Below are 23,545 nucleotides of genomic sequence, written 5' to 3'. Positions count from 1 at the left end.
GCACGCCCTCGACCGCGTCCGCTGCTGCCCACACCGCGTCGGCACCCTCGCCCGAGCCATCCTCACCCTCGAACACGAAGGATGAAAAACGCTCAATGGAAATCGGACCTCTGATTTCCATTGAAGTTGCGGCGCTACCGGCCGGCGGTGGCGGTGTGCCTTGATGCGCGGTGACGGCGACGGGCTGAAAGGATCAGGCCATGGACTCGGCGACGATCGACCTGGCGGAGTTGGACGCGGTTCGGGTGTACGCGCTGCCCATGCGCAACAAGTTCCGGGGCGTCACGGTGCGGCGCGGAGTCCTGCTGAGCGGCCCGGCCGGCTGGGGCGAGTTCTGCCCGTTCGAGGACTACGACGACGCCCAGGCGGTGCCGTGGCTCCGAGCCGCGCTGGAGGCGTGCACCGAGGAATGGCCGGAGCCGGTGCGCGACCGCATCCCGGTCAACTGCACGGTGCCCGCGGTGCCGGCGGAGAAGGCGGCGGCGATCGTCGCGGCGTCGGGCTGCGGCACGGCGAAGGTCAAGATCGCCGAGCCCGGCCAGTCCCCCGGTGACGATGTCGAGCGCGTGGCGGCGGTCCGCGACGCGCTGGGGCCCGGCGGCGCGATTCGGGTGGACGCGAACGCGGCCTGGGACGTCGACACGGCGGTCACCCGGATCCGCGAGCTGGACAAGGCCGCGGAAGGCCTGGAGTACGCGGAACAACCGTGCCCGACGATCGAAGAGCTGGCCGCGGTCCGCCGCCGCGTGGACGTCCGGATCGCGGCCGACGAGAGCATCCGCCGCGCCGAAGACCCGCTCCGCGTGGCGGTCGCCGGAGCGGCAGACGTGGCGATCATCAAGGCCACGCCGCTGGGCGGCGTCCGCCGCGCGCTGCGCGTCGCCGAGGCCTGCGGCCTGCCCTGCGTCGTGTCCTCCGCAGTGGAGAGCAGCGTCGGCCTCGCCGCGCAGCTCGCCCTGGCGGGCTCACTGCCCGAGCTCCCCTTCGCCTGCGGCCTGGGCACGGTGGCGCTGCTCGACGGCGACGTCGTCGCCGACTCGCTGCTTCCCGTGGACGGCCACCTGCCGGTGCTCCGCCGTCCGCCGGAGCCGGATCCCGCGCTCGTCGCGGCGGCTACGCCGACCGCCGACGTGCAGCGCTACTGGCTCGACCGGCTCCGCCGGGTCCACGACCTGCTCGCCCGGCCCTGACCTTCGGCGGCGCGTTCTCCGACGCCCAGTTCCAGGGTCCGTTTCAGAATGGCTCCGCCAGGCTCATAGCGAAGGCGCCCGGTGCCTGATGCCGGGGCGATTTCGCGTGAAATCGCCCCGCCTCAAGCACAGCGCCGGTCTATTCACTCCCTCCTAGGCGTTTTCGCAGCTCTTGAAGGACTCAGGCGTTGAACCCCGGTGGAGGAATTCGGGCAGGCTCCCGCTCCGGGAAGGGATGCGGCCGCCACCTGGGGCGAGCCCCGGGTGGCGCCCTGGTGGAGTCAGCGGCGGCGGCGGCGCCGACGGCGGATGATGCGGAACGCGAACCCGAGGACCACCACCGCCACCGCGACCGGGGCCAGGCGCTTGAGCAGCGGCGCTCCCGCCGTGCCGAGGAGGTCGATGGCCTCGTCCGCCGGTGCCGCGCCACCGGTCACGACCGCGTCCGCCTTGCGCGCCGGCTCTTCCTTCGCCGTGCTGGTGAACGCCGTGTCGTGGCTGCCCACCGGCGTGACCCGCCAGCTGGCCTTCTCGCCCGCCGAAGCCGCCGGAGCGCCGGAAGCCGCGGGGGCTTCCGCCTCGGCCTCCTCCGCCGGTGCCGCCGGTTCCTCCTCGGTGAGCCGCTTCGCGAGGTTCGCCGCGAACTGGTTCAGGATCTTGCCACCGACCTCGGAGATCAGGCCGCGGCCGAGCTGCGCCGGCTTGCCCGTGACCTTCAGGTCGGTGTCCACCGTGACCGCGGTGGTGTCGCCTTCCGGCGTGAGCACCGCGGCGACCGTCGCTGCGGCGGTGCCGCTGCCGCGCGAGTCCTTGCCGCTGGCGTCGATGACCACCCGGCGGGCGGCCTCGTCGACGTCCTTGAAGGTTCCGGTGCCCTTGTAGAGCAGCGTGACCGGGCCGAGCTTGACCTTGACGGAGCCGGCGAACTCGTTGCCCTCGGCCTTGGTGAGCGTGGCGCCGGGCATGCACGGGGCGACCCGCTCCGGGTCGAGCAGCGCCTTCCACGCCACGTCGACCGGCACCGGAACGCTGAACTGGTGCTGCATCTGCACTGGAGGGTCCTCCTGGTTCGACCGAGCTCGGCTCGAATGAGCCGTCCTTCCTGAAGAAGCTGCGTTTCACAGTCCAACACCAGCTTCCCAGCCGCAGCGGTAGTCCGATACCCCATTCGGATCACCGGGTCCCGGACGCCGAGCGGGGCGGCGGTCTCGCGCGAAACCGCCGCCCCGCAACGCGCGACCGCCTAGCCGCTCGCCGCGGCGAGCACCGCGCGGCCGGTGAGCACCTCGGCGAGGTGCTCGCGGTAGTCGACGTCGGCGCTGGCGTCGGCCGCCGGGCTGGTGCCCTCGGTGGCGTGCCGGGCCGCCGCCCGGACCGCCTCCGCCGTGGCCGGCTGACCGACCAGGGCTTCCTCGACGCCTCGCGCCCGGATCGGCGTCGGCCCCATGTTGGTCAGCCCGATGCGGGCCTCGGCGATCGTCCCGCCGGACACCCGCACCGCGGCGGCCACGCCGACGATCGACCACGCCTGGGCGACGCGGTTGAACTTCTCGTAGTGCGCGCTCCACCCCGTCCACTTCGGCATCCGCACCTCGACCAGCAGTTCGTCGGGTTCCAGTGCGGTGGTGAAGTAGTCGACGAAGAACTCCGCCGCCGGCACCACGCGCCGTCCGGACGGCCCGGCCAGCACCATCTCGGCGTCCAGCACCAGCGCCGGGGCCGGCAGGTCGCCGGCCGGGTCGGCGTGCGCCAGCGAGCCGCCGAGGGTGCCGCGGTGGCGGACCTGCGGGTCGGCGACGGTGCGGGTGGTCAGCGCGAGCAGCTTCGCGTGCTGCTGCACCAGCGGATCGTGCAGGACGTCGTGGTGCGTGGTCATCGCGCCGATGACCAGCGCGTCGCCGTCCTCGCGCACGCCGCTGAGCTCGGCGATGCGACCGAGGTCGATGACCGTTCCCGGGTCGGCCAGCCGCATCCGCAGCACCGGTAGGAGGCTCTGCCCGCCCGCCAGCACCTTGGCGTCTTCGCCGGCCTCGGAGAGCGCGACGACCGCCTCCTCCACTGTGGTGGGTGCGATGTATTCGAACTGCGCGGGAATCACCGGTTTCCTCCCTGTGCGTCCATCGAGCCGAGCCCGCCGCCGGCTTCCGGTGCGGTGGCGCCGCTTTCGCGGGCGCCGGTCACGGCCCGCCACACCCGCTGCGGCGAGCACGGCATCTCCACGTCGTTCACGCCCATCGGCCGCAGGGCGTCCACGACCGCGTTCACCACCGCCGGGGTCGAGGCGATGGTGCCCGCCTCGCCGACGCCCTTGACGCCCAGCGCGTTGGACGTCGCGCGGGTCTCGGTGCGGTCCGTGACGAACTCCGGCAGGTCGGCCGCCGACGGGATCAGGTAGTCGGCCAGCGTCCCGGTGGTCAGCGTGCCGGTCTCGTCGTAGACGGCCTCCTCGAACAGCGCCTGCGAGATGCCCTGGGCGAGCCCGCCGTGCACCTGGCCCTCGACGATCAGCGGGTTGATCACGGTGCCGATGTCGTCGACGCACACGTACTTGCGGATCTCCACCCGCCCGGTCTCGGTGTCCACTTCGGTCGCGCACAGGTGGGTGCCGTGCGGGAACGAGAAGTTCTCCGGGTCGAACGTCGCTTCGGCGTCCAGGTTGGGTTCCACGCCGTCGGGCAGGTCGTGCGCGGCGAAGGCGGCGAGGGCGACCTCGGCCAGCGCGGTGCCCCGGTCGGTGCCGCGGACGCCGAACCGCCCGGAGGCGAACTCGACGTCGTCCTCCGCGCATTCCAGCAGGTGCGCCGCGATCTTCTTGGCCTTCTCGACGACCTTGTCCGCGGCGCTGACGACCGCCATGCCGCCGACGGCCAGCGACCGCGACCCGTAGGTGTCCATGCCCTTGGGCGCGATCTGGGTGTCGCCGTGCAGCACCTCGACGTCCTCGAACGCGACGCCGAGCCGGTCGGCCGCGATCTGGCTCCACGCCGTCACGTGCCCCTGCCCGTGCGGCGAGGTGCCCGTGACGACCTCCACCTTCCCGGTCGGCAGCACCCGAATCGACGCGTGCTCCCAGCCGCCCGCGCCGTAGGACAGCGAGCCCAGCACTCGCGACGGCGCCAGCCCGCACATCTCGGTGAACGTCGAGATGCCGATGCCCAGCTGGACGGGATCGCCGGAGCGCCGCCGCTCCTCCTGCTCCGCGCGCAAGGCCTGGTAGCCGAACAGCTCCATCGCCTTGTCGGTGGCGGCCTCGTAGTTGCCGGAGTCGTAGGTCAGCCCGGCGACCGTGTCGTACGGGAACTCCTCGTGCGCGATCCAGTTCTTGCGCCGCAGTTCCATCGGGTCCATGCCGAGCTCGTTGGCGAGCTCGTCCACCATCCGCTCGATCGCGAACGTCGCCTCCGGCCGCCCGGCGCCGCGGTAGGCGTCGGTCGGCGTCTTGTTGGTGAACACGTTGGTGCAGGTGAAGTGGTAGGCGGGGATCTTGTAGATCGAGTTGAACATGAACGCGCCGAGGATCGGGATGCCCGGCGTCACCAGCCGCAGGTAGGCGCCCATGTCGGCGAGCAGCTCCACCTTCAGCCCGGTGATCCTGCCGTCGCGGGTCGCCGACATCGACAGCTTCTGGATCTGGTCGCGGCCGTGGTGCGCGGAAACCATCGTCTCCGAACGGGATTCGGTCCACTTCACCGGCCGCCCCAGCTTGCGGGCGAGCACGAACGCGATGAACTCCTCCGGCGTCACCTGGAGCTTGCCGCCGAATCCGCCGCCCACGTCCGGCGCGATGACCCGGATCTTCTGCTCCGGCACGCCGAGCGACATCGCCAGCATCAGCCGCAGGATGTGCGGCACCTGGGTGGCCGACCACATGGTGATCTGCTCGCCGGTGGGGTCGACGACCACCGAACGCGGCTCCATGAACGCCGGGATCAACCGCTGCTGCCGGAAGGTGCGGTCGATGCGGACCTCCGCGCCGCTCAGCGCCTGCTCGACGTCGCCGCCGGTGCCGGCCTCGGCCGAGTCGAACGTCCAGGTCGCGTTGCGGTTGGTGCCCAGCTCGTCGTGCACCAGCGGCGAGCCTTCCTGCAGCGCCGATTCCATGTCGAGCACGACCGGCAGTTCGTCGTAGTCGACGTCGATGGTGTCCAGCGCGTCGCGCGCTTCGGCCGCGCTGCGCGCCGCCACCACCGCCACGGCTTCACCGGCGAAGCACACCTCGTCCACGGCGATCGGGGGCGCCGCCGGGGCCTTCATGTCCTCGGTGATCGGCCATGCGCACGGCAGGCTGCCCTGCTCGTCGGCGATGTCCCGGCCGGTGATCACCGCGTGCACCCCCGGCATCCGGCGTGCTTCGTCGGTGTCGATGGACGTGATCCGGGCGTGCGCGACGGGACTGCGCAGGATCGCCACGTGCAGCGTGCCCATCGGGCTGAGGTTGTCGGTCCAGCGGGTGCGGCCGGTGATCAGCCGCGCGTCCTCCTTGCGCTTGCGGGCGCGCCCGAGTTCGGGTTCCACGACCGATGTCATGACTGCCGACCTCCCGTCACCTTCGTCTCGACCTGCTCGTCGGCGGGTGTTCGCGGTACTGGGGTGTCTTCGGTGTGCTCGACGGCCGGCCCGGCGCCGGGCTGCATGCGCTGCGACGCGTCGCGGACCGCGCGGACGATGTTCTGGTAGCCGGTGCAGCGGCAGAGGTTGCCCTCCATGCCTTCCCGGATCTGCTGGTCGTCGGGGTCGTTCACCTCGGCGAGCAGGTCGAGCGCCTGCATGATCATCCCGGGTGTGCAGAACCCGCACTGGAGGGCGTGGTTGTCGTGGAACGCCTCCTGCACGGGATGCAGTCGGCCGTCCTGGGCGAGGCCCTCGACGGTCGTGACGTCATGCCCGTCGGCCTGCACCGCAAGCACCGAGCACGATTTCACGCTGTGGCCGTCCATGTGGACGGTGCACGCGCCGCAGTTGCTGGTGTCGCAACCGACGACGGTGCCTACCTTGCCGAGACGTTCGCGGAGGTACTGGACGAGCAGCATGCGCGGCTCGACCTCATCGGTGTAGTGGGTGCCGTCGACGTTGACGGTGATGCGCGGCATTTGGGCGGCCTCCTCGGAGGAACTGGCCCGCGGTGCGCGGACGGTCGGGAACGGACTGCTCCGCCTGGGTGACGGAGGTCACTCCGAGAGCCTGCTACGCCGATCGAACACGAGCAAGCGCTGAAAGCGTTGTCCCCGGACTCGCTTTGCGTGACAACGCGACCGCGGCTCCTACAAGAGCCAGACGACCCTTTTAGGAGCGAGAGCCACACGACCCCCGCAGGAGCGAGGACCACACGGCCCCCCACTTCGCCCAGCACGGCCCCTACCGCGTCCCGATGGCCGGCCGGTCCGCAATTTCAATGGAAATCGAAGGCCCGATTTCCATTGAAATTGCGGAAGTTGTCCACAGTTGGAGCCGGTTGTCCACAGGCGTCGGCGTGTCGTGGCGCCGACGGCACGTGGTCACGAGTGGTGGTGGATCGGCCCCTCGACGTCGGAGAGCCGCACCCCGCGGCCGCCCCAGCGCAGCGCGATCAGCTCGGCCGCGATGGACACCGCCGTCTCCTCCGGGGTCCGCGCGCCCAGGTCCAGGCCGATCGGCGAGGACAGCTTCGCCAGCTCCGCCTCGCCGAGGCCCTGCTCGCGAAGCCGCCGCAGCCGGTCCTCGTGGGTGCGCCGGGAGCCCATCGCGCCGACGTAGCCGAGGTCCTGCCGCAGCGCCGCCTCCAGCACCGGCACGTCGAACTTCGGGTCGTGGGTGAGCACCATGACCGCGGTCCGCTCGTCGATCCGCCCGGCCTCCGCCTCGGCCGCCAGGTAGCGGTGCGGCCAGTCGACCACCACGTCGTCCACGCCCGGGAACCGGCTGTGCGTGGCGAACACCGGCCGCGCGTCGCAGACCGTGACCCGGTAACCGAGGAAGGCGCCCATCCGGGCCATCGCGGCGGCGAAGTCGATCGCGCCGAACACGAGCATCCGCGGCGGCGGCTCGAAGGAGTTCACGAACACCCGCAGCCCCTCGCCGCGCCGCTGCCCCTCCGGGCCGTACTCGATGACGCCGCTGCGGCCGCTGGCCAGCATGCCGCGCGCGTCGTCGACGACCGCGTCGTCGATCCGCGTCGACCCGAGGCTGCCGCTGGTGCGCTCGCGCCACACCAGCAGGTGCGAGCCGACCTTCGACTCCTCGGGGTGCTCCAGGACGGTCGCGACGGCGACCGGCTCCTCCGCGCGGACCGAGGCGGCGACGGAGTCGAGCTCCGGGAAGGTCTCGCGGTCCACCCGCTCCACGAAGACGTCGAGGATCCCGCCGCAGGTCAAGCCGACCGCGAACGCGTCGTCATCGCTGACGCCGTAGCGCCGCAGGACCGGATCGGTGCCTTCCAGGACGCCGGTGGCCTCCTCGTAGACCGCGCCCTCGACGCAGCCGCCGGAAACGCTGCCGACCGCCTCACCGCCAGCGGTCACCAGCATCGACGCCCCAGGCGGCCGCGGGGCCGACCGGAACGTCGCGACCACGGTGCCCAGCCCGACGGCCTCGCCCGACTCCCACCGCTTGGTCAACTCGTCCAGCACGTCACGCACAGCGCACCTCCGCTTTCCTCAGCGCCTCCCGGCGCCGCACACCTTCCACCGAGCCCAGTCGGGCTCCAGGCCGAGCGAACGGCCTGTTCACCTCGCTCAACGGGACGAACGGGCCGTTCACCGCACCCGGCCCGGTCACGCACTTCGCACCTCCGGCGCCGGCCCCGGCCGGGACAACCGGCGCACCCACGACCACACGTCCTCCAGCGAGCGCAGGCTGTGCCCCGCCACCATCCGGTCAACGTGCGGCAGGGCCGCGACAATCCCGGACTGGACCGGTTGATACCCGTCGTGCCCCGCGTGCGGGTTGGCCCAGACCACCGCCCGCGCCAAGCGCCGCAACCGACGCATCTGCTCGCCCAGCTCCGCCGAGTCGCCGCGCTCCCAGCCGTCGGAGAACAGCACGACGACGGAACCCCGCGCGATGCCCCGCTGCCCCCACCTGTCCAGGAAGACCCGCAGCGTCTCGCCGAGCCTGGTGCCGCCGGAGAAATCCGGCACGGCGCGGGACGCCGCCAGCAGAGCGGCCTCCGGATCGCGCTGCCGGAGCTGCCGGCTCACCCGGGTCATGCGGGTGCCCAGCGTGAAGACCTCGGTGCTGGTGGGCGAACGCCGCACCACGACGTGCGCGAAGCGCATCAGCGCATCGGCGTACGGGCTCATCGAACCCGAGACGTCGATCAGCAGCACTACGCGGCGTGGCCGCCGAGAACGCTTCTGGCGGCGCAACCGCAACGGCTCACCGCCGGAGCGCAGCAGCTCGCGGAGCGTCGCACGCGAACTGAGCGCGCCGCGCTTGCTGCGGCGATGCCGCAGCGCGGGCCGCGTCGGCGGCTCGGGGCGCAGCACCGCGAGCATGCGCCGCAGGTGCTCGCGCTCCGCCGTGCCGAGCTCCGCGAGGTCCCGACGGCGGAGCACCTCCGCGTCGCTGGCGGCGGCGGCAAGCGGCTTGTCCGCGTCGCCGTCCTGGTCGCCGCCATCGGCCGCGGAGAGCGCAGCGATCCGCGCCGGACGCGGCAGCGGACGGCCCGGCGACTCGGCGGACAGCGCAGCGCCGCCGAACCAGCTGCCGAAGGCAGCGTCGTAGCGGGGCACATCGTCCGGCTCGGAGCACAGCGTCAGCCGGCCGGCCCAGTAGACCGCGGAGCGGTCGAGGCCGACGTGCTCGGTGGCGGCGAGGAAGGCCTGGACCCGGGTGGGGCCGCAGGCCATCCCGGAGTGCCGCAGGGCGCGGGCGAAGCCGACCAGACCGGTCGCGGTGTGCTCCATCGCCCCCCTCCTCAACGTTCGGTTTCGGTGGTCCGCAATTTCCATTGAAATCGAAGGTTCGATTTCAATGGAAATTGCGGACGGTCACGGCGCCACGATGCCCGCGGCGCGGACCCGTTCGGCGTCCTCGCGGTACTTCAGCACCGCTCCCAGCGTGGTCGCGGCGGTCTCCGTGTCCAGTTCGTCCTGGTCGAGCGCCTGCAACGCCTGCGCCCAGTCCAGCGCCTCCGCCACGCCCGGCGGCTTCAGCAGCTCCATCTGCCGCATCCGCTGCACCGCCGCGGCCACCTGCTCCGCCAGCCGGGCGTCCAGCCCCGGCAGGCGGCGCCGCAGGATCGCGACCTCCCGCTCCAGGCCCGGGTGCTCCAGCCAGTGGTAGAGGCACCGGCGCTTCAGCGCGTCGTGCACCTCGCGGGTCCGGTTGGACGTCAGGATCACGATCGGCGGCTGCTGCGCCCGCACCACTCCGAACTCCGGAATGGTCACCGCGTATTCCGACAGCACCTCCAGCAGGAACGCCTCGAACTCGTCGTCGGCGCGGTCGATCTCGTCGACCAGCAGCACGCAAGGCGACTCCTGCAACGCGCGCAGCAGCGGCCTCGCCAGCAGGAATCTCGGGGTGTACAGCGAGGATTCGGCGGCGTCGGCGTTCAGCTCGCCGCCGGAGGCCGCCTCCAGCGTGCGCAGGTGCAGCAGCTGGCGCGGGAAGTCCCAGTCGTAGAGGGCCTGCGCGGCGTCGATGCCCTCGTGGCACTGCAACCGGATCAGGTCGACCCCGAGCGCCGCGGCCAACGCCTGCGCCAGCGCCGTCTTGCCGGTGCCGGGCTCGCCCTCGCACAGCAGCGGGCGACGCATCCGCATCGCCAGGAACGCCGCCGTCGCGATGCCCTCGTCGGGCAGGTACCCGGTGTCGTCCAGCGCCGTCGCGACCTCGGCCGGGGACTTCATGTCGAGCGCGTCATCCACCGCCATACCGCCGAGCGTATTCGAACCACCAGCCCGAAGGCGATCATCCGATCATCCGGCGAGCAGGGCCCGAACCGCGTCGCCGGCTGTGCCAACCTCCAAGACGGGGATCGGCTCGCCGCGCACCAGGTACCGCCGGACCACGGCGTAGGGCAGGTCGACCACCGCGAGCCGGACGCGGGACCGCCCGCGCTCGTCGGTCTTCCCGAGCCGCCGAGCCAGGTCGGCCAGGGCCCGCTCCAGCTGCGCGTTGCCCGCGGCCAAGCGCTTCCGGGCCGCTTCGGGCCACTCCGCCAGGCCGAAGTCCCCGGGCCCGGCGAGCAGCACCCTCGCCTCGTCCGGGTGCTCGCGGCACCACTCGACCGCGTGGCGCGCCATCGCGACGGCGGCGTCCTGCGGCGAGCCGTCGAGCACCGCGAAGACCCCTTCCTGGAACCGGGTCACGGTGCGCAGCCACAGCGCCGACAGCAGCGCGATCCGGTCCGGGAAGCGGTGGTAGACCGAGCCGCTCGGGGCGCCGGCCGCCCGCGCGACCGCGGCCATCGTCACCCCTCGCGGCCCGGTTTCGGCGGCGAGCGCGACGGCGGCGTCGAGGAGTCGGTCGGCATCGTGCCGGGCAGGTCTACCCATGTATTGGAGGATATGCTCCAATACGGTTATAGAGAGAATTCTCTAAAACAGGAGGATCGCGATGGCCATCCGAAACCTGCACGTCAGGCGACTCCCGGTCGACGAGGACACCGCCGGGGCGCTGATCGACTCGCTGGCGAGCCCGCACGACCAGCTGTGGCCGCACGACAGGTGGCCGGCGATGCGGTTCGACCGGCCGCTCGGCGTGGGCGCCACGGGCGGTCACGGCCCGATCCGCTACCAGGTCATCGCCTACCTGCCCGGCCGCTGGATCCGGTTCCGCTTCACCGCACCGCGCGGCTTCGACGGGATCCACGAATTCACCGTGCACCGCGAATCCGACGGCACCTCGCTGCACCACCTGCTGTCCATGCACGCCCGAGGCCCGGCGCGGATCACCTGGCCGATCCTCTGGCGGCCGCTGCACGACGCGGCGCTCGAAGACTGCCTCGATCGCGCCGAGCGGAGCACCGCGGGAACCGTGCGCGCGCCTGCCCGCTGGTCGTGGTTGGTGCGCTTGCTCGTGTCCGTAGGATCGCGGAGGTTTCGGAGGGTGGTGCATGAGCCGGTTCAGCGGGTTCCCCGCACACGTTGAGACGCACATCGGCCGGGTCCGCGGCGCCGACAGCCGGCTGGCGGACGGGCGCGATCGGGGCTACCACCTCGTCTACTGCGACCACCCGGACGGCGCGCACGTCTCGGTGCTGACCAGCGGCCTGCGCGACCGCACGGCGGGCGCGCCGCTGCCCCAGGAGCTCATCTGCACGTTGCAGTCGGAGCAGGAGATCCACGCGCGGCACCTGACGGGCGTGATCGCCGAGCTGCTGACCGAGAGCAACAGCCGGGTCGGCTACGGCGCGCTCATCATGAACGACCGGATCCTGTTGCCGGACACCGAGATCTGCGGCGCGCTCGCCGCACCGCACCCCTACCTCGGCGACTCGTTCGACGTCCTGCTCGACGAGGCGGGCGAACCGGTCCTCCAGCTGATCACGCTGGTCCCGATCACCCGCGAGGAGGCCCAGCTGGTGGCCCGCTACGGCCGGGACGCGCTGTACGACTGCTGGGAGCGGGAGAACTCCAACCTGCTCGACATCCACCGCCCCTCGGCCGCCTGACGCCCCAGGGGTCGGTGGCCGGGGAATCCGGGTCGGGTCGGGGTCGTACCCCGAGGTCTCCGGCCCCTCCGGGGCCCAAGCTGGAGGCATGACCGAGAACTTCGCCACCACCGGCAGCACCCAGAGCACCACCGAGTCCCGGGTCCGGAAGTTCCGCCGCAGCCGGGAGGACGCCATGATCGCCGGGGTCTGCGCCGGCGCCGCCAAGGGGCTCAGCGTGGACGCCACGATCCTCCGCGTCCTGCTGGTCGCCGCCACGCTGCTCGGCTTCGGCGCCGGCATCGTCATCTACCTCGTCTGCTGGGTCCTCGTCCCGCAGGAGTGACGGCCAGTTTCAATGAGGTTTTTCCAACCTCGTTCTGCGTAGCGGTGCCGGTGGCGGAACCTCAGAGGCTACCTGGTCTGTGGGTGCCCTGCCTTATGTATGTCCAGGGGCCAGGGGAACGCAGTTTCAATTGAAACTGCACCGTCAGCGGATGCCGGGGGCCTGTTCGATGAACGTGTCGAGCACCCCGTCGGCGACCAGCACCTGACCTTGGGGCCGGACCTCGCCGGGCAGGGTGCGGATCTGCTTGGCCTGGTCGGCGAACTGCCGCGCCGCGGTGAAGTGCTCGAAGGTGCTCGCCTCGTCGCCGTTCGCCCGCGCCTGCAGACCGTCCACAGTGGCCACCAGTGCGTCGCCCCACAGCTCGGTGGCCGTCAGCCACGGCTTCGCGTCGGCGACGAAGTCCGCGGGCGCTCCCCGCCCGATCTGCTCCGGCGCACCCGCGATCGCCTGCGCGTAGCCGCGCAGCGCTTCCACCGCGCCCGCGCGGTCGCCGCGCTCCCAGCCGTCGCGGAACTCCTGGATCCGCCGCGCCAGCTCCGGCGCCGGCGGCAACCACGGCCGCCCGCTGGGCAGCGGCGCCATGTGCTCCAGGTCGAAGAACACCATCAGCGCGTCGACGGTCGCCTGGTCGGCGACCAGCCCCGGCTCGCCGGCCGCGCGCTTGCCCGCCAGGTACTCGGCCGCCGCCCGCCAGGCCCGCTGCGGATCGAAAGCCGCGTCGTTCCAAGCGAAATCGGCCACACCGAGCACCACGACCTTGCTCGCCGCCGCCAGGTTCATCGGGTTCGACACGTTGCCCACGAGCTGCCCGCTCAGCCCGCGCTCGCGCTTCTCGTACGGTCCGAGCAGCAGCCGCCCGACGGAGCCGTCGAAGTCGTTGACCGGGTAGTTGTCCCACAGGAAGAGCTTGCGGCCCCAGACCTTCTCGGCCTGCTGCGCGTCGGAAACGGTGATCTGGCGCGGAATCACGCCGTCGCCGGTCCACATCACCAGCACGCGCGGGTCCAGCGCCGTGCGGATCGCCGTCTTGTAGGCCGAATCCTCCACGTCGGAGTACTCGGTCGGCACGAACTGCAGCGGCGCCACGCCGGGATGGGTGTCGACGAACTCGCGCTGCACGCGGTTCAGCAGCTCCGCCTGCGCCTGCCCGGCCGCGCCCTCGGACGGCTTGCCGTACTTCGCCTGGTCGCCCGCGCAGTTCCAGCGGGTGTAGGAGATGTCGTCCAGCGGCACGGAGAAGTCGCGCACGCCCTCGCCGTACACCGTCTGCAGCTTCGCCAGCAGCGCGCGGACGTCCGCGTCGTCGCTGTAGCAGATCGAGGTGCCCGGGGAGAGCGCGAAGGTGAACTTCACGTGGTGCGCCGCCGCCTGCTGGATCAGCTGCTTCACCCGGGCCAGGTCGTCGGCCGGGTACGCCTCGCGCCACTTCTCCCGGTGGTACGGGTCGTCCTTGGGCGCGTAGATGTAGGTGTTCATCTTGACGTCGCCGTAGAAGGCCAGCTGGTCCATGCGCTCGGCGTGCGTCCAAGGTGGACCGTAGAAGCCTTCGACTGTGCCGCGCAGCGGCATCGCCGGGTAGTCCACGATGCCGACCCCGGCGAGGCGGCCCGGCGAGGCGATCTGCCGCAGCGTCTGCACGCCGTAGTAGGCGCCGGCCGCGTCGGAGGCGCCGATGAAGATGACCGGCGCGCCGCCGCCGCGACCGGCCAGCACGTAGCCCTCGGGCGGCAGCGGTGCGGGCGCGGCGAAGCCCAGCTCCTGCAGGCCCTTCACCACCGTCGGCGCGGTGCGCTCGCCGATGCGGATGCTCAGCGTGGCCCCCTCGGACGGCGGACCGGGTTCGCGAACCACGACGTCACTCGCCCCGGCCAGCCGCAGCACCTGGGCCGCGAGGTCGCGGGTGGGCTGGTCGACGAGCGGATCGACGATCACGTCGACCTTGCCCTGCACCGGGATGTCGTCGCCGAGCCGCTTCATCTCCTGCGGCTGCGGGGTGACCTGCGGCAGCCCGGTCGCGGGCAGCGACTGCGGCGGTGGCGCGGTCGGCGTCGGCTCCTGCGGCGTGGTGTTCGTGCAGGCCGCCAGCACCGCGCACATGAGCGCCGCGACCACGGCGGACCGCCGGACGTTTCGACCGAGCATGACTCCTACCTCACCTGGACTGCCACCGGTCCACAGGACATCACACGCCGCTTCCGGCCGCCGCCGCACCCGGGAGGGCCGTGATCATCCGCACTGCAAGCAACGAACAATATCAACGGGGGCTCGTCGTGCGCGGCCGATCGCGGTGGCGGTGACGCTCAGGATAGGAGCTCGCGCCAGCTCCGGACCCGCTCCACCTGCACCGATCCGCCCTCGCGGGCGCCGGTGCCGATGTGGAAGGCGCGGGCCCCGGCGGCCCGCAGGCCGGCGACGTGCTCCTGGCGCAGGCCGCCGCCGACGAGCAGCGCCACGCCGTCGACGTCCTGCCGTTCGGCGCGTTCTCGCAGGTGGGAAAGGCCCTCGTCGACGCCGCCGGGGTCGCCTGCGGTGAGCACGGTGTCCGGGCCGAGCGACACCGCTTGGTCCCAGGCGAGCCGGTAGTCGGCGGCGTGATCGACCGCGCGGTGGAAGGTCCACGGGCAGCCGTCGAGCTCGGCGACCACCTCGCGAGTGGCGCCCACGTCCACCTGCTCGTACGGGTCGAGGAACCCGAGCACGAACTCCCGCGCCCCGGCCTCGCGCAGCTCGCCCACCCGCCGCCGCAGCGCCTCGGCATCGGCGGCGAAGTCGGGTTGGTCGCGCACCATGACCCGCACCGGCAGATCGGTGGCCGCGAGCACGCTGCGCACGGTCGACTGCTCCGGCGTGAGCCCGTCGGCGGCCAGGTCCCGCACCAGCTCCAGCCGGTCGGCACCACCGGCCTGGGCGGCCTCGGCCTCGGCGGCGTCCAGCACGATCACTTCCAGCAGCGCTCCCACACCCGCACCGTAACCGGACGGCGGGAGCCCAGCGAGGCCCGCCCGGAGTCACCGCCCGAGTGCTCGTGCTGCGCCGGCGGCGGTTCACCGACCCGGGAACGACCGAAGGGCCGCCCCCGAGCGGGGACGGCCCTTCGAAAAGCGACAGCAGCGTGGATCAGAAGTCCATGCCGCCCATGCCACCGGTCGGGTCCGGAGCGCCGGCCTTCTCCTTCTCCGGCTTGTCCGCGACCACGGCTTCGGTGGTCAGGAACAGCGCGGCGATGGAGGCGGCGTTCTGCAGCGCCGAACGGGTGACCTTGGCCGGGTCGAGGACGCCGGCCTGGACCAGGTCCTCGTACTCGCCGGTCGCGGCGTTGAGGCCGTGGCCGGACGTGAGGCCCTTCACCTTCTCCGCGACGACGCCGCCCTCGAGGCCGGCGTTGATGGCGATCTGCTTCAGCGGCGCCTCGACAGCGATCTTCACGCTGTTGGCACCGGTCGCCTCGTCACCGGTCAGGTTGAGACCGTCGAAGGCAGCCTGCGCGGCCTGCAGCAGCGCGACGCCGCCACCGGCGACGATGCCCTCCTCGACCGCGGCCTTGGCGTTGCGGACCGCGTCCTCGATGCGGTGCTTGCGCTCCTTGAGCTCGACCTCGGTCGCCGCACCGGCCTTGATGACGGCCACGCCGCCGGCCAGCTTGGCCAGCCGCTCCTGCAGCTTCTCGCGGTCGTAGTCGGAGTCCGAGCGCTCGATCTCGGCGCGGATCTCGTTGACCCGACCGGCGATCTGCTCGTCGTCGCCGGCACCTTCGACGATGGTGGTCTCGTCCTTGGTGACCACGATCTTGCGGGCGCGGCCCAGCAGGTTCAGGTCAGCGTTCTCCAGCTTGAGGCCGACCTCTTCGCTGATGACCTGACCGCCGGTCAGGATCGCCATGTCCTGCAGCATCGCCTTGCGGCGGTCGCCGAAGCCGGGGGCCTTGACGGCGACCGACTTGAAGGTGCCGCGGATCTTGTTGACGACCAGCGTGGCCAGGGCCTCGCCCTCGACGTCCTCGGAGATGATCAGCAGCGGCTTGTTGGCCTGCATGACCTTCTCGAGCAGCGGGAGCATGTCCTTGACGTTCGAGACCTTGGAGCTCAGCAGCAGGATGTACGGGTCCTCCAGGACCGCCTCCATCCGCTCCGAGTCGGTGACGAAGTAGGGCGAGATGTAGCCCTTGTCGAAGCGCATGCCCTCGGTGAGCTCCAGCTCCAGGCCGAAGGTGTTGCTCTCCTCGACGGTGATGACGCCTTCCTTGCCGACCTTGTCCATCGCCTCGGCGATGAGCTCGCCGATCTGACGGTCGCCGGCCGAGATCGCGGCCGTGGCGGCGATCTGGTCCTTGGTCTCGATCTCCTTGGCGTTCTTGAGCAGCTGCTCGGCGATCGCCTCGGTGGCCTTCTCGATGCCGCGCTTCAGGGCGATCGGGTTGGCGCCGGCCGCGACGTTGCGCAGGCCCTCGCGCACCAGCGCCTGGGCCAGGACGGTGGCGGTGGTGGTGCCGTCACCCGCGACGTCGTCGGTCTTCTTGGCGACCTCCTTGACCAGCTCGGCCCCGATCTTCTCCCACGGGTCTTCGAGCTCGATCTCCTTGGCGATGGAGACACCATCATTGGTGATCGTCGGCGCGCCCCACTTCTTCTCGAGCACGACGTTGCGGCCCTTCGGCCCGAGCGTCACCTTGACGGCGTCAGCGAGGGTGTTCATGCCGCGCTCAAGACCGCGGCGGGCGTCCTCGTCGAACGCGATCATCTTGGCCATTGCGGTGTGGTCCTCCACCTGTCTGGACGCCGCGGTGGTGGGTGCACCCCACGGCAGGACTCGTGCTCGGCCAGGCTCGGTGCCCGCGACGGACGACCGTGCGGCGGCGCCGTCGGGTGGCACCGCCGGAGACGGCCTCACCGTCCCGACCTGGCACTCAACCTTGCTGAGTGCCAATACCGTGTTTAGCACTCTCACCAGTCGAGTGCAAGCGAGGCGCGTCAGCGGGTGGGCACCGACGTGGGCAGATGGCTGTTGTTGTACGAGGAAGTTTCCGTCGCCGTCGGGTCGGTGTCGCCGCCGCCGGAACCACCGAGCGAGTTGGCCATCACAACGAAGATGACCACGATCACCACCAGCGCGACGCCGGCCAGCACCGGCACGATCCACTTCGCCGAGCTGCCGGACTTGGTCGCGAACGCCGCCGAGCCGGCCGGGATCGGCGGCCGCAGCCGCACGGGGTCGTTGCCGGGCGGCGGCAGCGGGCGCGGCGGCTGCTGCTGGTAGGGCGGGTATCCGGGCGGCGCGGGCGGCGCGTACTGGACCGGCATCGGCCCGGACATCGGAGCCACGGGCGGGGCCACCTGGCGGGGCGGCGGCGGGGTCTCGCCGCCGGCCGCCGGGCCGAGCGCGGCGCGAGCCGCCGCGATCAGCTCCTTGCAGTTCGTGAAGCGCTGGTCGGCCTTCTTCGCCATGCCGCGGCGCAGCACCTCGTCGATGCTGCCGGGTAGCACCACCAGCGACGTCGCCGGCGGCGGCTCCGCGCCCAGGTGGCCCTGGATGACCTCCTGGACCTGCCCCTGGAACGGCGGCCGCCCGGTCAGGCAGGCGAACAGCATGCAGGTCAGCGCGTACTGGTCGGTGCGGCCGTCCACCGGCTCGCCGCGCAAGTGCTCGGGCGCCGCGTAGGTCGGCGAGCCCAGGAAGTCGCCGCTGGCGGTGCGGTGCCCGGTCGCGCCGCGCCGGGTGAGGCCGAAGTCGGCGAGGTAGACGTGCTCGTTCACGGACTCGCGCGAGGTCACCAGCACGTTGGCCGGCTTCAGGTCGAGGTGCACCAGGCCGCGCTCGTGCAGCATGTCCAGCGCCTCGGAGACCTGGGAGAGCAGCTCCAGGGCTCGCTTGGGCGAGATCGGCCCGTCCTTGATCAGGCTGGCCAGGTCTGACCCGTCGACCAGCCGCATCGCGATGTAGAGCATGCCGTCGACCTCGCCGAAGTCGTACAGCGGCACGATGTTGGCGTGGTCGATGGCCGAGGTGTTGCGGGCCTCGTCGACGAACCGCTCGCGGAACTCCGCGTCACCGGTGATGTGCTCGCCCATGATCTTGAGCGCGACCTTGCGCCCGAGCCGGGTATCGGTGGCGCGGTACATCACGCTCATCCCGCCGCGGCCGAGCACTCCGTCGATCTTGTAGTGGCCGAGGCGCTGCCCGGTGAGGTCTGCCGACACGCGGAGCAGCCTAACGTTCCGGGATCACGCACGTCCCCGGGTTCGGCAACACCGTGATGACATCGATTCCGCATGCGCCGCGGCCCGGCTCCCGCGGACGGGAACCGGGCCGCGCTGACGTTCTCGACGCCGTGACATGCAATGTTTTTCGCGAAGCGGCGGCAGCCACTTGCGGAGTGGGACTCGGCTCGCATCGCCGAGGGTTCTCGGGTGTCTTCTCACGAGAGACCCAGCGCCGCCGAGCAAGCCGGGTTCAGCTGCTTCTTCAGACCTTGCGGACACCGTCTGCTTGAGTGCGGCCGTCGCGTCCCGCTTTCACTTCGAATTCGACCCGATCCCCTTCGGAAAGGGTTCGGAAACCAGACATGTTGATCGCGGAGTAATGGACGAAAACATCAGATCCACCGTCTGCCGCGATGAATCCGTAGCCCTTCTCCGAGTTGAACCATTTGACCGTGCCGACCGCCACGGCGTCCTCCTCTAAAAAGTGATGCACGGCACCGAAAGCGCCGCTGGAGCAACGGCAACGCTACCCCAGAAAGCAGGTCTCGTCGCGGGTTCGGCAATGCAACTTTTCCGTTAAACGCTGGGCCGAACGGGTGTCGTCGATGGCCACGTTCAGTTATCGGAGTGGAGTTGACTCGGGAATTCGTCCGAATGCATGAGCCCATTTGCGCTCTCGGCGAAATCCGCGCCACCAGTTTGAAGCGACGGCTATGCGCACCCGCGCAACTCGCGCTCAGGAACGAGCGCCGAGCCCATTTGCCTGCAACCAGGTGACGAGCCCTCGCGGATTTCGGGTTTGGGTCAGCACCTGGCCGGGACCGGCGAAATCGAACACCAGGCCCTCACCGCTCTTGAGCGACTGGGCGACGCCCTGGTTCATCTGCCGCAGCCGGCTCTGCACCGTGTCGGCGTAGGCCACCACGTGCCCGGTGTCGATCGTGACGTATTCGCCGGGCTGCAGGGTCACCACGTCCAGCGCGCCGTAGCAGGAGACCACCACCGGGCCCTGGCCGCCGACGTGGGTCATGAAACCGCCCTCGCCGCCGAAGAGGTTCTGGAAGCCGCCCCACTGCGTCTCGACCTGCACGGTGCTCGCGGACGCGAGCCAGCAGCCCTTCGTCACGCACCAGCCGACCCGGCCGTCGAGCTCCAGCACGTTCAGGTCGCCCGGCAGGTTCGGCGCCACGTCCACCCAGCCGCCCTGCTGCGGGGCCGTGTAGGTGGACACGAAGAAGGACTCGCCGCCGAGCGCGGCGCGGGCCAGCGACTTCAGGAAGCCGCCCTGGGCGCGCGCCTCGACGGTCACGCCGAAGCTGGTGGCGAGCATCGCACCGGACTCGACCTGCACCGGCTCGCCCGGGGCGAGCATCAGCCGGGCCACCCCGAACGACGGCGTGTGACGGGTGCGAACCTGCACGGCTACCTCCTAGACGAGCCCGGGGACGAGTCTGCCACGTTGATCGGTGCGACTATTCGCACGCCGGTGGGGACAACGGGGGTGTCGATGACCGATGATCTGGGCGTGTCGCACGGAACCGGAACACCCGCTCTGACCGCGGTCGCAGATCACCAGTCGAAGATCGCCGCCCTGCTCGCCCCGACGTCGGTGCTGGTCAAGCCGCTGGCGGACTGCCTCGGGCTGGCCCTCGCCGCGGACCTGACCGCGCCGATCTCGCTGCCGCCGTTCGACAACTCCGCGATGGACGGCTACGCCGTCCGCTCCGTCGACCTGGCCGGCGCGACGCCGGAGCAGCCGGTGCTGCTGCCGGTGCACGAGGACATCCCGGCCGGCCGGGTGGACGTGCCGCCGCTGCAGCCGGGCACCGCGCACCGCATCATGACCGGCGCCCAGATGCCGCCAGGCGCGGACGCGGTGATCCCGGTGGAACGCACCGACGGCGGCACCGAGCAGGTGCGGATGTTCGCCGCCGTGCAGCCGGGTGCGCACGTGCGGCGCGCGGGCGAGGACGTCACGGCGGGCGCCACCGTGCTGACGACGGGCACCGCGCTGGCGCCGTCGCAGCTGGGCGTCGCGGCCGCCATCGGGGCCGCGGAACTGCCCGTGCACCGGCCGGTCCGGGTGCTGGTCCTGTCCACCGGGTCGGAGCTGGTCGCGCCCGGCACCGCACTGCAGCCCGGGCAGATCTACGAGTCCAACGGCCTGATGCTGGCCGCCGCGGTGCGCGAAGCCGGCGGCGAGGCGACGCTGCTGCGGTTCGTGCCGGACGACGTCGAGGCCTTCCACGCCGCGCTCGCCCCGCACCTGGCCGACACGGATCTGCTGATCACCTCCGGCGGCGTCAGCGCCGGGGCCTACGAGGTCGTCAAGGACGCGCTCACCGGCACCGGCGTCGAGTTCACCAAGGTCGCGATGCAGCCCGGGATGCCGCAGGGCTGCGGCCGGTACCGGGACGGCGTCGCCGTGGTGACGCTGCCGGGCAACCCGGTCAGCGCGATGGTGTCGTTCGAGGTGTTCGTGCGGCCCGCGCTGCGCGCCGCGGCCGGGCACCAGGCCACCCACCGCCCGGTGCGGCAGGCGACGCTGGCCGAGCCGCTGTCCGCGCCCGCGGGCAAGCGCCAGTACCGCCGGGGCCGGTTCGACCCGGCCACCGGCAGCGTGACGCTGCAGGGCGCGCCCGGCTCGCACCTGCTGGCGGGCCTGGCCAAGGCGAACTGCCTGCTGGAGATCCCCGAGGACGTGACCGAACTCGCTGCAGGGTCCACAGTGGACGTCATGCTGCTCGACTAGCACCGCCCCGGGGGCTCGGAAGATCATCTGGTTGACGGATGGCACCGGCGTCCCCAAGACTGCACCACCATTACCGACCACCCCTCCGGAGTTCTGCACCGTGCGTGGCCCCTGGCGCGCCGCCCTGGCGCTGGCGTTGCACATCGGCTTCTTCCTCGCGCCGATCGCGCTGGTCCTCGGGCTGCTCGCGATCTCGGCGTTCACCTTCCGATACGACCAGTCCAGCGGGGTGAAGGCCGCGCTCGCGGCGGTCGCCGTCGGCGCGCTCTTCGCGATCGGGCTGCGCGCCGTGCTGCGGAGCCGGGTGCGGCCGCGCGGCGTGCGGCTGGACCGAGCGGAGCAGCCGCAGGTCTGGCGGATGGTGGAGTCGATCTCCGCCGACGCGGCCGCACCGCTGCCCGACGAAATCCGCGTCACCTCCGACCCGGCCGCGAACATCCGCGAGGACACCGCGCTGCTGGGCCTGCGCATCCGAACCCGCTACCTGGAGCTCGGGTTACCGCTGCTGGCCGCGCTCAACGTCAGCGAGCTGCGGGCCGTGGTGGCGCACGAACTCGGCAGGCTGACCGGGCGCAACAAGCTGACGGTCACCGCCTACCGGGCGTCGGCGAGCGTCGAGCGCACCGTCGACGGGCTCACCGGCGGCCCGGTCAAGTGGCTGTTCACCGGCTACGCCCGGCTGTTCACCGCGATCGCGGCCACCACCGGCCACGACCTGGAGCTCGCCGCCGACGCCATCGCGGTCCGGGAGGCGGGCACCCGAGCGGCGGCCACCGCGCTGCGGAAGCGGATCGCCATCGAGCTCGGCTGGCAGGAGTACGCCGACGAGTACCTCAGCATGGCCAAGGCCGTCGGCCACACGCCGGACGTGCTGCTGGGCTTCCGCAACTTCATGGAGCACCCGACCCGCAAACCGGAGCTCGCCGAGCGGGTCAAGAAGGCCATCGCCGAGGGCAAGGACGGCAGCCGCACCCACCTGCCCGCGCGCCGGCGCATCGAAGCGATGAAGCGGGTCAAGGTCACCGGCCGCGACATCGACGACCGGCCCGCGTTCGCGTTGCTGCGCAACCCGCGCAAAAGCGTGCCTGACCTCGAAGACCGCCTGATGGTCGACGGCCTCAAGCGCCGGCTGGGCTGGCCGGAGCTGGCCCGGCTGGCCGGCGCCGCGCACGTCGCCGAGCGAGCCGCGCTGCTGAGTTCCGCGGCGGCGCAGAGCGGGCTGCCGGTGGAGCCGACGATCGCGGGCATCCTGCCCGCCATCCACCGCGGCCAGGGCCACGACCTGGTCAACCCGGTGCTCAACCCCGGCCTGTGCCCGGAACGCATCGACGAGGCCGCCGTCGACACGCTGACCGACCTGCTCGGCTGCGCCGTGGTGGACGCGCTGATCTGCGCCCGGCGGGCGCACCACGAGCTGGACTGGGGCGGCCCGTCGACGGTGCGGCTGGCCAACGGGCAGCCGCTGGACCCGGACCGGCTGGTCCGCCCGGCGGTGGCCGATCCCCGGCTGATCCCGGGCCTGCACCGGGCGCTGGTCGACCTCGGGGTGCCGATGACCCACGCGCGCCGCCCCGCCGCCGAGCCCGAGCCCGCGCTGGCCGGGATCGTCAGCCCGGTGCAGTGCCCCGGCGGCAACTACGACCTGCTGGTCACCGATCGCGGCCTGGTGCTGCTGCCCAGCTCCGCCAGCACCACGAAGCGCCTGCTGGCCGGCACGCTCGCCCGGTTCCGCAAGGCGGAGCAGGAGCAGCTCGCCGAGCTGGCCGCCACGCCGATCGGCGAGCTCCGGGAGCGGCCCGGCGCGCAGTGGGTGGACAGCCGGGACGTGGCCCGCGCGCAGCTGGACCAGGACCGCGTGGGCTGGTCGCTGTCGCTGGAGCTGTACCTGGACGAGTACGCGGTGTCCGAGCTGGACGCCATCGGCGTGCGCGACGGCGAGGACGGCGTGTCCGAGCTGGTGCTGCGCAGCACGGCCGACGGCGTGGAGCACGGCGACCCGTACCGGGGCCTCGGCGAGCTGATGGGAGCGCGGATGAACCTCGACGAACCCGTCGACACGAATGAGTGAGAGCGAGCGGGGTTCTGATGACTCTTCGTCATGTAACGGCGCCGTGAGGTCCTCCAAAAGCGGCTACGGACATTTTGTGAACTCAATTACACTGGAAACCGCGTAACGAACCGTCGCCCATATACATCTCTATAGACGTCCGCACGAACCCACTACCGCTTGCCAGTGGGAGCGGACACACCGAGGACCGTGCGCCGTCGGGGGGTGCACGGACCACACCGGGGAGGCCGTCCGACGTCTACGGGGAGACGTCGAACGGCCTCCTCGCTTTCCCTCACCCGACCGGGTTACCTGGGCGGCGCGTTGGCGGTAGCATCCCGGAATCGGATAGACGCAGGTCAGCAGGGTAGTTCTTGATCAACTACGCCCCCTGGCGTCGGTTGACGTGAGGCGTCCGCGATGCTGTACCGACG

The 23,545-nt window shown here is 71.6% G+C and carries 20 protein-coding genes; 6 read left to right on the top strand and 14 right to left on the bottom strand.

What is annotated here, in order from left to right:
• Positions 1-200: 200 nt before the first annotated feature.
• The gene (locus AC07FN_RS21680; RefSeq protein WP_478397215.1) at positions 201-1,190 is read left to right on the top strand and encodes an o-succinylbenzoate synthase; all 990 of its coding nucleotides are present in this window, start codon (positions 201-203) and stop codon (positions 1,188-1,190) included.
• 281 nt (positions 1,191-1,471) lie between these two features.
• Here AC07FN_RS21680 and AC07FN_RS21675 read toward each other — a convergent pair whose 3' ends face one another.
• From AC07FN_RS21675 to AC07FN_RS21640, 8 genes are all read right to left on the bottom strand, one after another.
• Positions 1,472-2,242, bottom strand: coding sequence for an SRPBCC family protein (locus AC07FN_RS21675; RefSeq protein WP_478397214.1), 771 nt, complete (start codon positions 2,240-2,242; stop codon positions 1,472-1,474).
• Positions 2,243-2,433: 191 nt separating this feature from the next.
• Positions 2,434-3,288, bottom strand: a complete 855-nt coding sequence (locus AC07FN_RS21670; RefSeq protein ID WP_478397213.1) for an FAD binding domain-containing protein — start codon at positions 3,286-3,288, stop codon at positions 2,434-2,436.
• The gene (locus AC07FN_RS21665) at positions 3,285-5,717 is read right to left on the bottom strand and encodes a xanthine dehydrogenase family protein molybdopterin-binding subunit (RefSeq protein WP_478397212.1); all 2,433 of its coding nucleotides are present in this window, start codon (positions 5,715-5,717) and stop codon (positions 3,285-3,287) included. The genes AC07FN_RS21670 and AC07FN_RS21665 overlap by 4 nt, the downstream gene beginning before the upstream one ends.
• The gene (locus tag AC07FN_RS21660) at positions 5,714-6,280 is read right to left on the bottom strand and encodes a (2Fe-2S)-binding protein (RefSeq protein ID WP_478397211.1); all 567 of its coding nucleotides are present in this window, start codon (positions 6,278-6,280) and stop codon (positions 5,714-5,716) included. The genes AC07FN_RS21665 and AC07FN_RS21660 overlap by 4 nt, the downstream gene beginning before the upstream one ends.
• 405 nt (positions 6,281-6,685) lie before the next feature.
• The gene (locus tag AC07FN_RS21655) at positions 6,686-7,804 is read right to left on the bottom strand and encodes an XdhC family protein (protein WP_478397210.1); all 1,119 of its coding nucleotides are present in this window, start codon (positions 7,802-7,804) and stop codon (positions 6,686-6,688) included.
• A gap of 135 nt (positions 7,805-7,939) precedes the next feature.
• Positions 7,940-9,073 carry a vWA domain-containing protein gene (locus AC07FN_RS21650; RefSeq protein ID WP_478397209.1) on the bottom strand — a complete coding sequence of 378 codons (1,134 nt, stop codon included), beginning with the start codon at positions 9,071-9,073 and terminating at the stop codon, positions 7,940-7,942.
• A gap of 84 nt (positions 9,074-9,157) precedes the next feature.
• A complete protein-coding gene (locus AC07FN_RS21645) occupies positions 9,158-10,045 on the bottom strand; it encodes an AAA family ATPase (protein WP_478397208.1) in 888 nt (295 codons plus the stop codon).
• Between the two features lie 45 nt (positions 10,046-10,090).
• Entirely contained in the window at positions 10,091-10,669 is a 579-nt protein-coding gene (locus AC07FN_RS21640; RefSeq protein ID WP_478397207.1) for a TetR/AcrR family transcriptional regulator, read from the bottom strand.
• Between the two features lie 61 nt (positions 10,670-10,730).
• Between AC07FN_RS21640 and AC07FN_RS21635 the strand changes: the two genes are divergently transcribed.
• From AC07FN_RS21635 to AC07FN_RS21625, 3 genes are all read left to right on the top strand, one after another.
• A complete protein-coding gene (locus AC07FN_RS21635; RefSeq protein WP_478397206.1) occupies positions 10,731-11,264 on the top strand; it encodes an SRPBCC family protein in 534 nt (177 codons plus the stop codon).
• Entirely contained in the window at positions 11,230-11,787 is a 558-nt protein-coding gene (locus AC07FN_RS21630; protein ID WP_452616920.1) for a suppressor of fused domain protein, read from the top strand. Before AC07FN_RS21635 ends, AC07FN_RS21630 begins: the two co-directional genes overlap by 35 nt.
• A gap of 88 nt (positions 11,788-11,875) precedes the next feature.
• Positions 11,876-12,112, top strand: coding sequence for a PspC domain-containing protein (locus AC07FN_RS21625; protein WP_452616919.1), 237 nt, complete (start codon positions 11,876-11,878; stop codon positions 12,110-12,112).
• A gap of 144 nt (positions 12,113-12,256) precedes the next feature.
• On the opposite strand, the gene AC07FN_RS21620 is transcribed toward AC07FN_RS21625, so the two are convergent.
• The 6 genes from AC07FN_RS21620 to AC07FN_RS21595 all read right to left on the bottom strand — a co-directional run bounded on the left by AC07FN_RS21620 (position 12,257) and on the right by AC07FN_RS21595 (position 19,732).
• Positions 12,257-14,257, bottom strand: coding sequence for a beta-N-acetylglucosaminidase domain-containing protein (locus AC07FN_RS21620; protein WP_478397205.1), 2,001 nt, complete (start codon positions 14,255-14,257; stop codon positions 12,257-12,259).
• 158 nt (positions 14,258-14,415) lie between these two features.
• Positions 14,416-15,075, bottom strand: coding sequence for a copper homeostasis protein CutC (locus AC07FN_RS21615; RefSeq protein WP_478397204.1), 660 nt, complete (start codon positions 15,073-15,075; stop codon positions 14,416-14,418).
• 157 nt (positions 15,076-15,232) lie between these two features.
• On the bottom strand, positions 15,233-16,861 hold the full coding sequence (groL, locus tag AC07FN_RS21610; protein ID WP_093268687.1) for a chaperonin GroEL: 1,629 nt from the start codon (positions 16,859-16,861) through the stop codon (positions 15,233-15,235).
• A 221-nt stretch (positions 16,862-17,082) separates the two neighbouring features.
• Entirely contained in the window at positions 17,083-18,309 is a 1,227-nt protein-coding gene (locus tag AC07FN_RS21605; RefSeq protein ID WP_478397203.1) for a serine/threonine-protein kinase, read from the bottom strand.
• Between the two features lie 265 nt (positions 18,310-18,574).
• Positions 18,575-18,778 carry a cold-shock protein gene (locus AC07FN_RS21600; RefSeq protein WP_270952855.1) on the bottom strand — a complete coding sequence of 68 codons (204 nt, stop codon included), beginning with the start codon at positions 18,776-18,778 and terminating at the stop codon, positions 18,575-18,577.
• Between the two features lie 270 nt (positions 18,779-19,048).
• Positions 19,049-19,732 (bottom strand): TIGR00266 family protein, encoded by a 684-nt coding sequence (locus tag AC07FN_RS21595; protein WP_358580603.1) that lies wholly within the window; start codon positions 19,730-19,732, stop codon positions 19,049-19,051.
• Between the two features lie 87 nt (positions 19,733-19,819).
• On the opposite strand from AC07FN_RS21595, the gene moeA reads away from it, so the two are divergent.
• Both moeA and AC07FN_RS21585 read left to right on the top strand, forming a co-directional pair.
• Positions 19,820-21,064, top strand: a complete 1,245-nt coding sequence (gene moeA / locus AC07FN_RS21590) for a molybdopterin molybdotransferase MoeA (RefSeq protein ID WP_478397202.1) — start codon at positions 19,820-19,822, stop codon at positions 21,062-21,064.
• A 100-nt stretch (positions 21,065-21,164) separates the two neighbouring features.
• Complete coding sequence (locus tag AC07FN_RS21585; RefSeq protein WP_478397201.1) at positions 21,165-23,132, top strand: M48 family metallopeptidase; 1,968 nt, start codon at positions 21,165-21,167, stop codon at positions 23,130-23,132.
• The last annotated feature ends 413 nt before the right edge of the window (positions 23,133-23,545 follow it).

It is taken from the genome of Saccharopolyspora sp. NPDC045941 (assembly GCF_056431445.1).
Note: the sequence above shows the minus strand (reverse complement) of the source record. Positions and strands in the feature narration are given on the sequence as shown.

Coding starts and splice junctions, on each gene's coding strand:
- AC07FN_RS21680 (WP_478397215.1), top strand. CDS start 201: ATGGACTCGGCGACGATCGACCTGGCGGAGTTGGACGCGGTTCGGGTG.
- AC07FN_RS21665 (WP_478397212.1), bottom strand. CDS start 5,717: ATGACATCGGTCGTGGAACCCGAACTCGGGCGCGCCCGCAAGCGCAAG.
- AC07FN_RS21660 (WP_478397211.1), bottom strand. CDS start 6,280: ATGCCGCGCATCACCGTCAACGTCGACGGCACCCACTACACCGATGAG.
- AC07FN_RS21650 (WP_478397209.1), bottom strand. CDS start 9,073: ATGGAGCACACCGCGACCGGTCTGGTCGGCTTCGCCCGCGCCCTGCGG.
- AC07FN_RS21645 (WP_478397208.1), bottom strand. CDS start 10,045: ATGGCGGTGGATGACGCGCTCGACATGAAGTCCCCGGCCGAGGTCGCG.
- AC07FN_RS21640 (WP_478397207.1), bottom strand. CDS start 10,669: ATGGGTAGACCTGCCCGGCACGATGCCGACCGACTCCTCGACGCCGCC.
- AC07FN_RS21635 (WP_478397206.1), top strand. CDS start 10,731: ATGGCCATCCGAAACCTGCACGTCAGGCGACTCCCGGTCGACGAGGAC.
- AC07FN_RS21630 (WP_452616920.1), top strand. CDS start 11,230: ATGAGCCGGTTCAGCGGGTTCCCCGCACACGTTGAGACGCACATCGGC.
- AC07FN_RS21625 (WP_452616919.1), top strand. CDS start 11,876: ATGACCGAGAACTTCGCCACCACCGGCAGCACCCAGAGCACCACCGAG.
- AC07FN_RS21620 (WP_478397205.1), bottom strand. CDS start 14,257: ATGCTCGGTCGAAACGTCCGGCGGTCCGCCGTGGTCGCGGCGCTCATG.
- groL (WP_093268687.1), bottom strand. CDS start 16,861: ATGGCCAAGATGATCGCGTTCGACGAGGACGCCCGCCGCGGTCTTGAG.
- moeA (WP_478397202.1), top strand. CDS start 19,820: ATGACCGATGATCTGGGCGTGTCGCACGGAACCGGAACACCCGCTCTG.